We start from the raw sequence: 15051 nt of genomic DNA, 5'->3' as shown, positions 1-15051 counted from the left end.
ATGAGTGAAAAAAGCGAAGGTGCGAGCCGCCGCGATTTCCTGAAACTGGCCGGAACGACCGCGCCGGTGGCTGCCGTGGCCCTGGCCGCAAGCAGCGATACGGCGGAGGCAAGCCCCGTCGACCTGTCATCGGACAAGATGCAGGACACCGCGCATACCCGCGCTTATCTCGACAGCGCCCGCTTCTAGGGCCCGGTCATCCCGACGCCTGGCGCGACTGGTTGCGAGACGCCCGACTGCGCCGAGGTCATTGAAACACCCAGCCACCTTTTTGGAGGCAGCAAGGGAGAACGAACATGCTTAGGAAAAAGACCAATGGGGTTGCGCGACGCCCCCAGCGGACCGGTATCCTGTCTGATGTGGCGGAAAAATCCGTCGACCGCCGCGCGTTTCTGCGCGGCTCGGGCCTGGCCATTGGTGGCCTGGCTGCCATTTCGGCCACGGGCGGCTCTGTCACCCAGGCCAATGCCGCAACCGCCGCGAGCGGCGCGGTTGATCTGGTCAAATCCGTCTGTACGCACTGCTCGGTTGGCTGCACAGTCATCGCCGAAGTCAGCAATGGCGTCTGGACAGGCCAGGAGCCGGGCTGGGACAGCCCGTTCAACCTGGGCGCCCACTGCGCCAAAGGGGCCGCCGTCCGCGAGCACGCCCATGGCGAGCGCCGGCTCAAGTACCCGATGAAGAAAGAGGGTGGTGAGTGGAAGCGCATCAGCTGGGAGCAGGCGATCGACGAGATCGGCGACGGCATGATGAAAATCCGCGAGGAAAGCGGGCCGGACAGCGTCTATTGGCTGGGCTCGGCGAAGCACAATAACGAGCAGGCCTATCTGTTCCGCAAGTTCGCCGCCTACTGGGGCACGAACAACGTGGATCACCAGGCCCGGATCTGTCACTCCACCACGGTGGCCGGCGTTGCCAACACCTGGGGCTATGGTGCGATGACCAACTCGTACAATGACATCCACAATTCCAAGGCCATCTTCATCATCGGCGGCAACCCGGCGGAGGCGCACCCCGTCTCGCTGCTGCATGTTCTGAAAGCGAAAGAGCAGAACAACGCGCCGCTGATCGTGTGCGACCCGCGCTTCACGCGTACCGCGGCACATGCCGATGAATATGTCCGATTCCGCCCCGGCACCGATGTGGCGCTGATCTGGGGCATCCTGTGGCACATCTTCGAGAATGGCTGGGAAGATCAGGAATTCATCCGCACCCGCGTGTGGGGCATGGACCAGATCAAGACCGAAGTGGCCAAGTGGAACCCTGAGGAAGTCGAGCGTGTGACCGGCACCCCCGGTTCGCAGCTGCGCCGCGTGGCGCGGACGCTGGCGAATAACCGCCCCGGCACCGTGATCTGGTGCATGGGTGGCACGCAGCATACCAGCGGAAACAACAACACCCGTGCGTATTGTGTGCTGCAGCTGGCCCTTGGCAACATGGGCACGTCGGGCGGCGGCACCAACATCTTCCGCGGCCATGACAACGTGCAGGGCGCCACGGACCTCGGTGTTCTGAGCCACACCCTGCCCGGCTATTACGGCCTGTCGAAAGGCGCCTGGGCGCATTGGGCCCGCGTCTGGGGGGAAGATGGTGACTGGCTTGCCGGTCAGTTCGACATGATCAAGGACGCAGAGGGCAAGGACAAGTCGCTCCAGAACCTGACGGGTATCCCCGTGTCGCGCTGGATCGACGGTATCCTGGAAGATGCCGGGAACATGGATCAGCCCAACAATGTTCGGGCCATGGTGCTCTGGGGCCACGCGCCCAACTCGCAGACCCGGATGACCGAAATGAAGACGGCGATGGAGAAGCTCGACATGCTCGTCGTGGTCGATCCGTTCCCGACCGTGTCGGCGGTGCTGCATGACCGGACGGATGGCGTTTACCTGCTGCCCGCCTGTACGCAGTTCGAAACCCGTGGTTCTGTCACGGCGTCGAACCGGTCGATCCAGTGGCGCGACCGCATCATCGAGCCGCTCTTTGAGAGCAAGCCCGATGAGGTCATCATGGCCAAGTTCGCCAACAAGTTCGGCTGGGCCGATCGTCTCTTCCGCAATATCGAGATGGAAGACGAAGAAACGCCCGTGGTCGAAAGCATCACCCGCGAGTTCAACCGCGGCATGTGGACGGTGGGCTATACCGGCCAGAGCCCGGAGCGGATCAAGCTGCACATGGCCAACCAGCACACGTTTGACAAAACGACGCTGCGCGCCAATGGCGGCCCCGCGGATGGCGACTATTACGGGATGCCGTGGCCCTGCTGGGGCACGCCGGAGATGAAGCATCCGGGCACGCCGAACCTCTATGACATGTCCAAGCCTGTCTCGGAGGGCGGTCTGACCTTCCGTGCGCGTTTCGGCGTTGAACGGGACGGCGACAACCTGCTGGCCGAAGGGGTCTATTCGGCCGGGTCGGACATTCAGGATGGCTACCCTGAGTTCACCATGCAGATGCTGATGGACCTCGGTTGGGACAGCGAGCTGACCGACGAGGAGCGCGCCGCGATCGACGCGGTGGCGGGCGAAAAGACCAACTGGAAGACCGACCTTTCGGGCGGCATACAGCGGGTGGCCATCGCGCATGAATGCGCGCCCTTCGGCAACGCCAAGGCCCGCGCCGTGGTCTGGACCTTCCCGGATCCGGTGCCGATCCATCGCGAGCCGCTCTATACCAACCGCCGCGATCTTGTGGAGGATTACCCGACATACGAGGACCGGAAGTTCTATCGCCTTCCGACCATGTATGCCTCGATCCAGAAGCAGGACTTCTCGAAGGATTACCCGATCATCCTGACCTCGGGGCGTCTGGTGGAGTATGAGGGCGGCGGGGACGAGACCCGCTCGAACCCGTGGCTCGCAGAGCTGCAACAGGACATGTTCGTCGAGATCAACACCCGCGACGCCAACAACCTTGGCATCCGGGACGGCGCGCAGGTCTGGGTGGAAGGCCCCGAAGGCGGCAAGGTCAAGGTGATGGCCATGGTGACCGAACGGGTCGGCGAAGGCGTGGCCTTCATGCCGTTCCACTTCGGCGGCCATTTCCAGGGCGAGGACCAGAGGAGCAAGTATCCCGATGGCGCCGACCCCTATGTGCTGGGTGAAAGTACCAACACGGCACAGACCTATGGCTATGATTCAGTGACCCAGATGCAGGAGACGAAAGCCACTCTCTGCAAAATCTGGACAGCGTGAGGAGAACGTAAACATGGCTGCAAGAGCAAAGTTTCTCGTAGACGCCGAACGCTGCATTGAATGCAATGCCTGCGTCACGGCCTGTAAGAACGAGCATGAGGTGCCCTGGGGCATCAACCGCCGGAAGGTCGTCACCATCAATGACGGCAAGCCGGGGGAGCGGTCGATCTCGGTCGCGTGCATGCACTGTTCGGACGCGCCCTGCATGGCGGTGTGCCCGGTCGACTGCTTCTATCAGAACGAAGAAGGCGTCGTCCTGCACTCCAAAGACCTGTGCATCGGGTGCGGGTATTGCTTCTATGCGTGCCCGTTCGGTGCGCCGCAATTCCCGCAGGCCGGCAATTTCGGATCGCGCGGCAAGATGGACAAGTGCACCTTCTGCGCCGGTGGCCCGGAAGAGAACCACTCCACCGCCGAGTTCGCCAAATATGGCCGCAACCGGATCGCCGAGGGCAAGCTGCCCATCTGCGCCGAGATGTGTGCCACCAAGGCGCTGCTGGCGGGTGACGGCGACGTCGTCTCGGGCATCTACCGCGAGCGCGTGGTGGCCCGTGGCTTCGGCTCCGGCGCCTGGGGCTGGGGCACGGCCTATGACCAGAAGGGCGGCTGATACGCCCTGCTGACGGACACGGAAGAGGGCGGCTCTGGCAGGGTCGCCCTTTTTCAAAAACCCTTTTCGGGCCGTTCCGCTCAACCGTTTGATGGCAGAACGTTTTTCACCTAATCTTGCCGAGGTTAGATGCAAACCGTTCGACCTGACCGACACATCGACCTGATTGACAACTTCGAGGACATGACATGTTTCGCGCCCTGATCGCCCTGCTGCTCACCGTGTTCCTGATGACCCCTGCCCTGGCGCAGGAGGCCGCCGATGGCGCTGCCGCGCCGGACCGGTCGGCCACTGGCGGCGCGCAGACGCTGGAGGACATCATGGCCCGCCAGCGCGGCGAGAAGGTGGATAATTCCTTTCGCAGCTCGGTAACGGGCGATCCGGACAGTGCCGCCGCCATGACCGAGCAGCTTGGCACGCTGGGCGGCGCGTCGGACCCGGATCTGTGGCGCGGCATCCGCTTTGACAGTGCCGATATCACCAGCCAGGTGCGCGGCCCGGCGGCGACGGTTCTGGTGCAGGATGGCGGCATGAAGTGGCTGCAGTTCCGCGAAGGGCCGCTGGCCACCTATGGCGGTTATGCGATGCTGGGCACACTTCTGGCGCTGCTGCTGTTCTATGTGATCCGAGGCAAGATCAGGATCGGCGGTGAAAAGACCGGGCGGACGGTTACGCGGTTCAAGTCGGTCGAGCGGTTCGGGCACTGGCTTCTGGCGGGCTCGTTCATCGTGCTTGGCATCACCGGGCTGATTTCGCTCTTTGGGCGCAAGGTGCTGATCCCGGCCTTCGGTCACGACGCCTTTTCGACCATCGCGGTGGCCTCGAAATGGGTGCATAACAACGTGGCCTGGGCCTTTATCCTGGGGCTGATCATGATCTTCGTGATGTGGGTGATCCACAACCTGCCCGACCGAACCGATATCAACTGGGCGCTGAAGGGCGGCGGGATCTTCACCGACGCGCACCCGCCCGCGAAGAAATTCAACGCCGGGCAAAAGCTGATTTTCTGGTCCTGCATCGTGCTGGGCGGGTCGATCTCGCTGACCGGTCTTGCCCTGCTCTTCCCGTTCGAGATCAATCTGTTCGCCGGAACTTTCGAGAAGATGAACGCCTTTGGCATCTCGGCCCTGCTGGGGCTGGGCGAACTGAACACGGTGCTTGCCCCGCATGAGGAGATGCAGCTTGCCCAGGCGTGGCACGCGATTGTCAGCTTTGCGCTGATGGTGATCATTCTGGCGCATATCTATATCGGCTCGATCGGCATGGAGGGGGCCTTTGATGCCATGGGCACCGGCGAGGTCGAGGAACAATGGGCCCGCGAGCACCATTCGATCTGGGCCGAGGAGGCGATGGCGGCGCGCGATGACAAGGCCAAGGGCACGGCGCCCGACGGGGCCACCCCTGCCGAATAGATGCGCACGGCGCTTGCGATAGCCCTGGCGCTGGCCGGGCCCGCGCCCGCGCAGGAGTTCTTTACCCTGAAGGGCCATGGCGGGCCGATCATGGATATTGCCGTGTCCCCCACGGGCCAGATCGCCACGGCGAGTTTCGACAATTCGGTCGGGCTGTGGGAGGGCGCGGTGCCGCGCTGGCTTGAGGGTAATCGCGCGGCCGTCAACACGGTGCTGATCCCCGGCAACGGGGCGGTGTTTGCCGGCGGCGATGATTTCACGCTCTGGGGCTGGGAGGCCGCCACCGGCGCGGCCCGCGAGATCGGCGCGCATACCGCCAAGATCACGGCGCTGGATATGTCGGCGGATGGCGCATGGCTCGCCTCGGCGAGCTGGGATGCGACGGTCGGGCTCTGGCCTCTGGCGGGCGGTGAGCCTGTGTTTTTGCGCGGGCATGAGAAGGGCGTGAACGATGTGGTGTTCAGCGCCGACGCCAGCCTGCTTTACTCGGCCTCGGTGGATGGGACGATCCGCATCTGGGATGTGGCCACCGGGCAGGAAAAGCGGCGGCTGGTGAAGCACGGATTCGGGGTCAACACGCTGAGTCTGAACGAGGCGGAGGGCTGGATCGCCTATGGCGCCGTCGATGGCGGCACGCGGATGATCGACATTGCCTCGGGCGAGCAGATCGCCGATTTCACGCTGGAGCGCCGCCCGATCCTGTCGATGGATTACCACCCCGGCACCGCGCAATTGGCGGCCGGTGACGGGCAGGGCTATATCATGGTGATCGACACCGAAGCGCGCCGCATCACCCGCGACTTTCGCGCCGCGCGCAACGGCCCGATCTGGGCGCTGGCCTTTTCGCCGGATGGGCAGAACATCCATGCGGGCGGGATCGAGGATATTCTCTATTCCTGGCCGGTGGAGACGATGGACGAGCACGGTCAGATGTCCGCCGAGACGCGCAGCTTCCTGGAAAACCCCGAGGAGCTTCCGAATGGCGAGCGGCAGTTCAAGCGCAAATGCTCGATCTGTCACACGCTGACCGAGGGCAGCGCGCGCAAGGCGGGGCCAAGCCTGCACAAGCTTTTTGGCCGCCGCGCGGGGACGGTGGCGGATTATACCTATTCGGATATTCTGGAAGGGTCCGAGATCATCTGGAACGAGGAGACGATTGATGCCTTGTTCGACGAGGGTCCGGACCATTATATACCTGGCACGAAGATGCCAATGCAGCGTATCGTGAAATCAAAGGACCGGGAGGACCTGATCGCCTATCTGCGACAGGCCACGGCCCCGGGGGGAGAGTAAGACATGAAAGCCATGCTGAGCGCCTTTGTGGCCATTGCCGTGATCGCGGTGGGATCGAACGTCATTCTCGACAATATGGGCTTCTCGTCGCAGGACCGCACGTCGAGCCCGTCTTCGGTGCGTCTCGACTAAACGCCCCCTGCCGGCAAGGATAGCATCGCGATGAATGAGATCTGGGCCGGCCTTACCCAAGCCTTTTGGCTGATCGTGACGCTGGACAGGGATCTGGTGGAAATCACGCTGCGGTCATTGCAGGTGAGCCTGACGGCGCTGGTGATCGCGTCCTGCATCGCCCTGCCCTTCGGCACCTGGCTGGCGGTGCGGCGCTTTAAGCACCGGCGCGCGACGATTGCGGTGCTCAACGCGCTGATGGGGCTGCCGCCGGTGGTGGTCGGGCTGATCGTTTATCTGCTGCTCAGCCGGTCGGGGCCGTTTGGTGTTTTTGGCCTCTTGTTCACGCCGACGGCGATGATCATCGCGCAGGTGATCATCATCACGCCGCTGATTGCCTCGATCACCCATCAGGCGATGCGCGAGCTTTGGGCAGAATATCATGACCTGCTGATCTCGCTTAACACCACCAAGCGGCAGAGGGTGGCGACGCTGATCTGGGATGGGCGGCGTACACTGCTGACCGCCGCCCTTGCAGGCTTTGGCCGGGCAATTGGCGAGGTCGGCGCGATCATGATCGTGGGGGGTAATATCGACCATGCCACGCGGGTGCTGACCACGGCCATCGCGCTTGAGACCGGCAAGGGCGATTTCGCGCTGGCACTGGGGCTGGGCTTTTTGCTGATCGCGCTGGCGGTGGCGGTGAACTTTGGCATTCACGCGCTGTCGCGCACCGAAAGGGAGGGGCGCTGGTGATCCGGCCGATGAGCATGACCCTGACCGACGGGCTGGTGAAGCGGCGCGGCAAGGTGATTCTGGGGCCGGTCAGCCTGGAGCTGGGGGTGGCCGGTGTGACCATGGTGCTTGGCCCCAATGGCGCGGGCAAGACGACGCTGTTGAAGGTGCTGCACGGGGTGGAGCGGCTGAGCGGCGGGCGTCTGCACTGGTCCCTGCCCGAGGAGGAGGCACGCCAGAGCCAGGCCTATGTGTTTCAGACGCCGATCATGCTGCGCCGGACGGTGGCCGAGAACCTGGCCTATCCGCTGCGCCTGAGCGGGGTGGGCAAGGCCGAGATCGCGCGGCGCGTCGAGAAATGGGCGGGCCGGATCGGGCTGGGCGATGCGCTGGAGCGCCCTGCCCCGCGCCTGTCGGGCGGCGAAAAACAGAAGCTGGCACTGGGGCGCGCGCTGATCCGGCACCCGAGTGTTGTCTTTCTGGATGAGCCTTGTGCCAATCTCGACGGGCGGTCCACCCGGGAGTTCGAGACGCTTTTGCAGCAGGCGCAGGCGGACGGGACGCGGATCATCATGACGACCCACAACATCGGACAGGCGAAACGGCTTGCAAGCGATGTGGTTTTCCTCTTGGGTGGCGCTGTAAATGCGACCGCGCCGGCAGAGGATTTCTTTGCCAATCCCAGCACGCCAGAAGCCAGAGCCTTTCTTGAGGGAGACATCTTGGAATGAAACGCCTTTTTGCAATCCTGTCAGCGGTGATCTGGGCCGTTTCCGCGCAGGCCGAAACCATGAAGATGGCGGTGACGACAAGCTTCCACAATTCCGGACTGTCGGATGTTCTGCTGCCTGCGATCCTTGAAGAGACGGGGCTAGAGGTGCAATTGCTGGTGGTGGGCACGGGTCAGGCGCTGCGGCTGGGCGAGGCGGGCGATGTCGATGCGATCCTGGTGCATTCCAAGGCGGCCGAGATGGCCTTTGTCGAGGCCAGGCATGGCACGCATCGGCGCGAGATCATGTATAACGATTTCGTTTTCATCGGGCCCATGGCGGATGGCGCCGGGATTGCCGGGGCTGAAAGCGCGGCGGATGCCCTGCGCAGGATTGCCGGGACTGAGGTGCCCTTTGTGAGCCGTGGGGACGATAGCGGAACCCACAAGAAAGAGCTGTCGCTCTGGGCGGCGGCTGATCTGGATCCCGAGAGTTTCGGGGCGTGGTATAACGCCGTCGGTGCCGGGATGGGGGCGAGCCTGAACACGGCGTCGGGCCTGAATGCCTATATCATGTCGGACCGGGCGAGCTGGCTCAATTTCGGGAACAAGGGCGAGTTGGCGCTGCTGTTCGCGGGCGATCCGGTGCTGTTCAATCAATATGCCTATATCCCCGTGAACCCCGAGAAACACGGGCATGTAAAGGCCGAGGCGGCAAAGACACTGGAGGGGTGGCTGACCTCGGAGACGGCCAGGACGCTGATCAACGAGTACAAGATCAACGGCGAAGCCCTGTTTGTGTTCAACGCGCAAGCTGAATGAGCAGGCGGCCCCGGATCAGGTCCAGGGCAGGCATTTCAGCGGCCGACAGAAGGCGGTTTGCCATAGCTTTCGGCATAGACGCGGGAGAAATGCGACGGCGAGGCGAAGCCGGTGGCCATCGCGATCTCGGTCAGGGACAGGGGTGAATTGGCCAGGAGGTTCTGTGCCGCCTCCAACCGCAGGTCGCGGTAATAGCGCATTGTCGAGCGGCCCAGTTTTTCGGTGAAGAGCCGGTTGAGCTGACGCGGGGAGAGGCCCGCGATCTGGGCAAGATCGGTCAGCGCGAGCGGTTCGGCCACATGCGCCTCCATCGCGCGGACGGCATCGAGAATGGCGGCGTTGGTGCTGCCCACGCGGGCCACGAGCCCGCCGCGCTGCGGCCCCGCTGAAGGGCGGATTTCGGTATGCATGAACCAGTCGGAGACAAGCCGCGCGAAGGGCACGCCGTGATGCTGTGAGATGAGCGCGTGCATCAGGTCCATGGGCGCAGTGCCGCCCGCGCACGTCACGCGGTCACGGTCGATCACAAAGAGCGTCCGCTCGATCAGAAGATGCGGCGAGATTTCGGCCAGCGCCTCGGCGTGTTCCCAGTGCACGGTCATGCGCCGCCCGCTCATCAGCCCGGCATTGGCGAGGATGATCGGCCCGCCCGACACCCCGCCGATCTGTACGCCTGCGCGGGCCTGGCGGGAAAGCCAGGCGAAGGTGCGTTTGTCGCTGAAGCCTGTCGGGTCACCGCCCGCGACGACAAAAAGCGTATCAAGGCGCAGGTCATCACCCACCTGCGCCTGGGGCATCACCACCGCAGCGCCGGAGCTTGGAATGGGCTCGCCCGTCAGTCCGATATTGATCATCCGGTAGAGGCTGCGCCGCCCCAGAAGGTTGGCCGCGCGCATCGGCTCGACCAGCGAGGCGTAGGACATGACCGCGAATCCGGGGATCACGAGGATGCCGATACGGCGTTCGGCTGGATTTGTACCAATCGTGTCCATAACAGACATCTAACCGACTATTTTGAGGAAGTCGATTCGCATTTGTCCAGCAATGGTTCGGGAACACCATCTGCGGGGACTGAGCTACATGCGTTATTCGGCATTCAGGATATTCAAGGAAGGCCTGACCGGCAACAAGGGGTGGAAAGCCGCCTGGCGCGAGCCGGATCCGAAGCCGGAATATGATATCATTATCATCGGCGGCGGTGGGCATGGGCTGTCGACGGCCTATTACCTCTCCAAAGAGTTCGGCATGCGCAACGTGGCGGTGCTGGAGAAAGGCTGGCTTGGCTCAGGCAATATCGGACGGAACACGACGATCATCCGGTCGAACTATCTGCTGCCCGGCAACCAGCCCTTCTATGAGATGTCGATGAAGCTTTGGGAAAACCTGGAGCAGGACACGAACTATAACTCGATGGTCTCACAGCGCTCGATCCTGAACCTGTTTCATTCCGACGCGCAGCGGGACGCCTTCGTGCGGCGCGGCAATGCGATGTTCCTCAGCGGGGCGGATGCCGAGCTGGCCGATGAAGCACAGCTGCGGCGCGAGCTGCCGTTCCTCAACTTCGACAATGCGCGGTTCCCGATCAAGGGGGGCCTTTATCAGCGGCGCGGCGGCACGGCGCGGCATGACGCGGTGGCCTGGGGCTATGCGCGCGGGGCCGACAGCCGGGGCGTGGACATCATCCAGAATTGCGAAGTCACCGGGATCGACATCGAGAACGGTGTCTGCCGGGGCGTTCAGACCACGCGCGGCGCGATTCGTGCGCGCAAGGTGGCGATGTGCGTGGCCGGCTCGTCCGGCCGGGTGGCCGCCCTCGCAGGGATGCGCCTGCCGATTGAATCTCATGTTCTTCAGGCCTTCGTCAGCGAAGGGTTAAAACCTGTTCTCCCTGGGGTGATAACCTTTGGCGCGGGCCATTTTTATGTGAGCCAGTCCGATAAGGGCGGGCTTGTGTTTGGTGGCGATATCGACGGGTACAACACCTATGCCCAGCGCGGCAACCTGCCGGTGGTCGAGGATGTGGCCGAGGGCGGTATGGCGATCATGCCGATGATCGGCCGCGCGCGTCTGCTGCGCAGCTGGGGCGGGGTGATGGACATGTCGATGGACGGCACGCCCTTCATCGACAAGACCCATATCGAGGGCCTCTATTTCAATGGCGGCTGGTGCTATGGCGGCTTCAAGGCGACGCCGGCAAGCGGGTATTGCTATGCGCATCTGCTGGCCAAGGACGAGCCACACCCGGTCGCCGCGCAAATGCGGCTGGACCGGTTCATGACCGGCAACCTGATCGACGAAAAAGGTCAGGGCAACCAGCCCAACCTGCATTGAGGAGGATCGAGACATGATTATCAATCACCCGCTTCTTGGCCCCCGCGATGCCGCCGAGTTCGTGTATCTGGGCGATGCCTGCATGATGGACCGGCCCGATTGGCAGGCCGAGGATGCGATGGCGCAATTCGTCGAATATGGCTATCTGCGCGACAACCCCGCAGGCGAACATCAGGAGCTGTGGTATCACGAGCAGGGCGACCGGTCCTGGCTGGTGATCACCCGCAACACGCTTACCCATGAAATCTCGAAGGTGGAGATGGCCCGCGACGTGGCCCGCTCCCGGGGGCGCGACAAATGAGCCAGTCACACCGTATCGACGGCGGTCAGATCGACCGCAGCGAAGAGATCAGCTTTTCCTTCAACGACAAATGGATGAAAGCGCATCCGGGCGACACCCTGGCCTCGGCACTCATCGCCAATGGCGTGAAGCTGGTGGGCCGGTCGTTCAAGTATCACCGCCCGCGCGGCATCTTCACCGCAGGCAGCGAAGAGCCCAACGCTCTGGTGCAGCTGCGCACCGGTGCCCATCAGGAGCCGAACACGCGCGCCACGGTGACCGAGCTTTTCGACGGGCTGCGCGCCACCAGCCAGAACCATCGCGGGCCGCTGGAATATGACCTGATGGCGGTGACCGATTTCCTGTCGCCCTTCCTGAGTGCCGGGTTCTATTACAAGACCTTCATGTGGCCGCGGAAGTTCTGGGAAAGCGTTTACGAGCCGATCATTCGCTCTTCTGCGGGCCTTGGGCGGCTGAGCATGAAGGAAGACCCGGATATCTATGACAAGGGCTTCCTGCATTGCGATCTGTTGGTGATCGGGGCCGGGCCTGCGGGGCTGAGCGCGGCAGTGCAGGCGGCGCGGTCGGGCGCGCGGGTGATCCTGGCGGATGAGGATTTCCGCCCCGGCGGACGGCTGAATGCCGAAACGCTGGAGGTGTCCGGCCAGAGCGGGGCCGATTGGGCGACGCAGACTGTGGCGGAGCTGTCTGCGATGGACAATGTGCGGCTGATGACCCGCACCACCGTCTATGGCGCATATGACCACGGTATTTATGGCGCGCTGGAGCGCTGCACCGATCATCTGGCCAGTTCCGACGGCAAGCCCAGGCAGATCCTGTGGCGGATCTATTCCAAGCGCGCCGTGCTGGCGGGCGGGGCCACCGAGCGACCCATCGCCTTTGGCAATAATGACCGGCCTGGCGTGATGATGGCATCGGCCGTGCGCGCCTATGTCAACCGTTTCGGCGCCACACCGGGGCGCGAAGTGGCTGTGTTCACCAACAACGACGATGGCTGGCGCACGGCGCAGGACCTGGCCGCCAAGGGCGTGCATGTGGTGGCCATTATCGACAGCCGTGACAAGGCGGCGGTCTGTGACGTGCCCGGCGCACGGCATATCCGGAACGCTGCGGTGATGGACACGGTGGGGCGCAAGGGGCTGAAGTCCGTTGCGCTGACCGATGGGCAGGTTATCCCCTGTGATTGCCTTGCTGTTTCGGGCGGGTGGAACCCCAATGTGCACCTGACCTGTCACCAGCGCGGGCGGCCGGAATGGCGCGATGACCTCTGTGCCTTTGTGCCCGGCGGCACGCTGCCGGTGGGCATGGCCGTGGCGGGCGCCGCCAATGGCTCCATGACGCTCGCCGCCGCTTTGGCCGAGGGTCAGGCGCAGGCCAGCGCGCAGCTGGAGGCGATCGGGATCACCCCGGCCAAGGCAGATCTGCCTGAGGCCGAGGACGAGCCGCGCGACTGCGCCGCCTTCTGGCATGTGAAGGCCAGCAAGAAACGCGCCTGGGTCGATCTGCAAAACGATGTGACCGTGAAGGATGTGAAGCTGGCCAATACCGAAGGGTTCCGGTCCGTCGAGCTGCTCAAGCGCTACACGACGATGGGTATGGCCACCGATCAGGGCAAGACCTCGAACATCTCGGGGCTGGCCATTCTGGCCGAGGAAGCTGGCAAGACCATCCCCGAAGTGGGCACGACGATCTTCCGCCCGCCCTACACACCTGTGCCGATGGGCGCGCTGGGAGGCCGGGCGCGTGGCAAGGATTTCCGTCCCTATCGCCTCACGCCCTCGCATAAGTGGGCCGAGGCCAATGGTGCGACCTTTGTAGAGGTTGGCAACTGGCTGAGGGCGCAATGGTATGCGCGGGAGGGCGAAAAGGGCTGGCGCGACAGCGTTGACCGCGAGGTGGAGATGACCCGCGGGTCGGTCGGGATTTGCGACGTGACCACGCTGGGCAAGATCGACATTCAGGGCAAGGATGCCGCCGCCTTCCTCAACAAGGTCTATGCCAATGGGTTTGCCAAGCTCGACGTGGGCAAGGTGCGGTACGGGATCATGCTGCGCGAGGATGGCATTTGCTATGACGATGGCACCACCGCGCGGATGGGCGAGAACCATTACGTGATGACCACCACGACCGCCAACGCGGTGCTTGTGTTCCGGCGGCTGGAATTTGCGCGGCAATGCCTGTGGCCGAACATGGATGTGCACCTGATCTCGACCACCGATGGCTGGGCGCAGTTTGCCGTGGCAGGCCCCAATGCGCGGAACCTGCTGCGCAAGGTGGTGGACGCAGAGCACGACCTGAGCAACGAGGCGTTCCCCTTCATGGCCTGCGGCGAAGTAACGGTGTGTGGCGGGATGCCCGCGCGGCTGTTCCGGATCAGCTTCTCCGGCGAGCTGGCCTATGAGATCGCCGTGCCTGCGCGCTATGGCAATGCGATGATGGGTGTGCTGATGGAGGCCGGTGCCGAATACGATGCGGTGCCGTATGGAACCGAAGCCCTGGGTGTGATGCGCATCGAAAAGGGCCATGCCGCGGGCAATGAGCTGAACGGTCAGACCTCGGCGTATAACCTTGGCATGGGCCGGATGGTCAGCCAGAAGAAGGAATGCATCGGCAATGTCCTGAGCCAGCGGCCCGAGATGCTGCGCGAGGATGCGATCAAGCTGGTGGGCTTCAAGCCGGTGGACAAATCGGTGAAGCTGATTGCCGGATCGCACTTTATCAACCGCAATGCCGAGGCCACGATGGCCAATGATCAGGGTTGGATGACCTCGGTCGCCTATTCGCCGATCCTGGGCCATTCCATCGGGCTTGGTTTCATCAAGGCGGGTGATACGCGCATGGGCGAGATCGTGCGCGCGGTCAGCCCCGTGCACGGGACCGAGATGGAGGTGGAAATCTGCTCGGCCCATTTCATTGACCCAGAGGGGGAGCGTCTTCGTGCCTGAGTTTAGATTGACAGCCGAGCCGCCCCTTGCGGGCGTGGATCATGACTATGGCGACATGCGCCTCTCAGCGCCCGCCGATGTGGCGCTGGTGTCCATCGCCTTGCCGCTGGGCGGCGAAGCGGCGGCCGGGAAGGCGGTGAAAGCGGCCTATGGCGTGGCGCTGCCCGAGGTGGGCATGTCGGCCAAAGCCAAGGACGGTGCGCGGCTGATGCGGCTTTCGCCGGATCTGGCGATGGTGATGTTCACCCATGCGACGCCGGATGCCGAGCGCGTGGTGGCCGAGCGGCTGAAAGGCGCGGCCTATACCACCGATCAGACCGATGTGTGGTGCGCGCTGGAGCTGAACGGCCCCGGGGCCGTGCGTGCGCTGGAGCGGATTTGCCCGCTTGATCTGCATGATGCCGCCTTTGCCGTGGATGCAGCACAGCGCACGGTGATGGAGCATCTGGGCGTGGTGATCATCCGCACCGGGGCGGAAGGCTGGCTGCTGCTATCGGCCAGTTCCTCAGCGGGGACATTCCTGCATGCCATTGAAACATCAATTAAAAACGCGAGCTAACCGGAAACTTCGAGCGGACCAGGGACCCGTGA

At 63.6% G+C, this 15051-nt stretch carries 14 protein-coding genes; 13 read left to right on the top strand and 1 reads right to left on the bottom strand.

What is annotated here, in order from left to right:
* The 9 genes from EI983_RS01625 (at nt 1) to EI983_RS01590 (ending at nt 8883) form a co-directional block, all read left to right on the top strand.
* Nucleotides 1-189 (top strand): twin-arginine translocation signal domain-containing protein, encoded by a 189-nt coding sequence (locus EI983_RS01625; protein ID WP_157705545.1) that lies wholly within the window; start codon nt 1-3, stop codon nt 187-189.
* Between the two features lie 107 nt (nt 190-296).
* On the top strand, nt 297-3191 hold the full coding sequence (locus EI983_RS01620) for a formate dehydrogenase subunit alpha (protein WP_157705544.1): 2895 nt from the start codon (nt 297-299) through the stop codon (nt 3189-3191).
* A 13-nt stretch (nt 3192-3204) separates the two neighbouring features.
* Entirely contained in the window at nt 3205-3801 is a 597-nt protein-coding gene (gene fdh3B / locus EI983_RS01615; protein WP_157705543.1) for a formate dehydrogenase FDH3 subunit beta, read from the top strand.
* 188 nt (nt 3802-3989) lie between these two features.
* The gene (locus tag EI983_RS01610) at nt 3990-5213 is read left to right on the top strand and encodes a formate dehydrogenase subunit gamma (RefSeq protein WP_157705542.1); all 1224 of its coding nucleotides are present in this window, start codon (nt 3990-3992) and stop codon (nt 5211-5213) included.
* Nucleotides 5214-6506 carry a c-type cytochrome gene (locus EI983_RS01605; protein WP_157705541.1) on the top strand — a complete coding sequence of 431 codons (1293 nt, stop codon included), beginning with the start codon at nt 5214-5216 and terminating at the stop codon, nt 6504-6506.
* A 3-nt stretch (nt 6507-6509) separates the two neighbouring features.
* Nucleotides 6510-6638 carry a hypothetical protein gene (locus EI983_RS19400; RefSeq protein ID WP_281356449.1) on the top strand — a complete coding sequence of 43 codons (129 nt, stop codon included), beginning with the start codon at nt 6510-6512 and terminating at the stop codon, nt 6636-6638.
* Between the two features lie 30 nt (nt 6639-6668).
* A complete protein-coding gene (locus tag EI983_RS01600; protein ID WP_157705540.1) occupies nt 6669-7373 on the top strand; it encodes an ABC transporter permease in 705 nt (234 codons plus the stop codon).
* An 8-nt stretch (nt 7374-7381) separates the two neighbouring features.
* Nucleotides 7382-8083: an ATP-binding cassette domain-containing protein gene (locus EI983_RS01595; protein WP_157708948.1), complete on the top strand. Its 702-nt coding sequence runs from the start codon at nt 7382-7384 to the stop codon at nt 8081-8083.
* Entirely contained in the window at nt 8080-8883 is an 804-nt protein-coding gene (locus tag EI983_RS01590; protein WP_157705539.1) for an ABC transporter substrate-binding protein, read from the top strand. The genes EI983_RS01595 and EI983_RS01590 overlap by 4 nt, the downstream gene beginning before the upstream one ends.
* Before the next feature lie 35 nt (nt 8884-8918).
* Here the strand turns inward: EI983_RS01590 and EI983_RS01585 are convergent, their stop codons facing one another.
* Nucleotides 8919-9884 (bottom strand): GlxA family transcriptional regulator, encoded by a 966-nt coding sequence (locus EI983_RS01585; protein WP_157705538.1) that lies wholly within the window; start codon nt 9882-9884, stop codon nt 8919-8921.
* A gap of 79 nt (nt 9885-9963) precedes the next feature.
* On the opposite strand from EI983_RS01585, the gene EI983_RS01580 reads away from it, so the two are divergent.
* Genes EI983_RS01580 through EI983_RS01565 form a run of 4 tightly spaced genes read left to right on the top strand, consistent with a single transcriptional unit; the run spans nt 9964 to nt 15019 of the window.
* Nucleotides 9964-11214, top strand: coding sequence for a sarcosine oxidase subunit beta family protein (locus EI983_RS01580; protein ID WP_157705537.1), 1251 nt, complete (start codon nt 9964-9966; stop codon nt 11212-11214).
* Between the two features lie 13 nt (nt 11215-11227).
* Nucleotides 11228-11515 carry a sarcosine oxidase subunit delta gene (locus EI983_RS01575; RefSeq protein WP_157705536.1) on the top strand — a complete coding sequence of 96 codons (288 nt, stop codon included), beginning with the start codon at nt 11228-11230 and terminating at the stop codon, nt 11513-11515.
* Nucleotides 11512-14460: a sarcosine oxidase subunit alpha family protein gene (locus EI983_RS01570; RefSeq protein WP_157705535.1), complete on the top strand. Its 2949-nt coding sequence runs from the start codon at nt 11512-11514 to the stop codon at nt 14458-14460. The genes EI983_RS01575 and EI983_RS01570 overlap by 4 nt, the downstream gene beginning before the upstream one ends.
* The gene (locus tag EI983_RS01565) at nt 14453-15019 is read left to right on the top strand and encodes a sarcosine oxidase subunit gamma (protein WP_246162237.1); all 567 of its coding nucleotides are present in this window, start codon (nt 14453-14455) and stop codon (nt 15017-15019) included. Before EI983_RS01570 ends, EI983_RS01565 begins: the two co-directional genes overlap by 8 nt.
* Nucleotides 15020-15051: the final 32 nt, after the last annotated feature.

The organism is Roseovarius faecimaris, assembly GCF_009762325.1.
GTDB classification, from domain to species: Bacteria; Pseudomonadota; Alphaproteobacteria; order Rhodobacterales; family Rhodobacteraceae; genus Roseovarius; species Roseovarius faecimaris.
This window is presented reverse-complemented; position numbering and strand designations above follow the sequence as displayed.

Coding starts and splice junctions, on each gene's coding strand:
- EI983_RS01590 (WP_157705539.1), top strand. CDS start 8,080: ATGAAACGCCTTTTTGCAATCCTGTCAGCGGTGATCTGGGCCGTTTCC.
- EI983_RS01595 (WP_157708948.1), top strand. CDS start 7,382: ATGAGCATGACCCTGACCGACGGGCTGGTGAAGCGGCGCGGCAAGGTG.
- EI983_RS01610 (WP_157705542.1), top strand. CDS start 3,990: ATGTTTCGCGCCCTGATCGCCCTGCTGCTCACCGTGTTCCTGATGACC.
- EI983_RS01585 (WP_157705538.1), bottom strand. CDS start 9,884: ATGTCTGTTATGGACACGATTGGTACAAATCCAGCCGAACGCCGTATC.
- EI983_RS01570 (WP_157705535.1), top strand. CDS start 11,512: ATGAGCCAGTCACACCGTATCGACGGCGGTCAGATCGACCGCAGCGAA.
- EI983_RS19400 (WP_281356449.1), top strand. CDS start 6,510: ATGAAAGCCATGCTGAGCGCCTTTGTGGCCATTGCCGTGATCGCGGTG.
- EI983_RS01620 (WP_157705544.1), top strand. CDS start 297: ATGCTTAGGAAAAAGACCAATGGGGTTGCGCGACGCCCCCAGCGGACC.
- EI983_RS01575 (WP_157705536.1), top strand. CDS start 11,228: ATGATTATCAATCACCCGCTTCTTGGCCCCCGCGATGCCGCCGAGTTC.
- EI983_RS01625 (WP_157705545.1), top strand. CDS start 1: ATGAGTGAAAAAAGCGAAGGTGCGAGCCGCCGCGATTTCCTGAAACTG.
- fdh3B (WP_157705543.1), top strand. CDS start 3,205: ATGGCTGCAAGAGCAAAGTTTCTCGTAGACGCCGAACGCTGCATTGAA.
- EI983_RS01600 (WP_157705540.1), top strand. CDS start 6,669: ATGAATGAGATCTGGGCCGGCCTTACCCAAGCCTTTTGGCTGATCGTG.
- EI983_RS01580 (WP_157705537.1), top strand. CDS start 9,964: ATGCGTTATTCGGCATTCAGGATATTCAAGGAAGGCCTGACCGGCAAC.
- EI983_RS01605 (WP_157705541.1), top strand. CDS start 5,214: ATGCGCACGGCGCTTGCGATAGCCCTGGCGCTGGCCGGGCCCGCGCCC.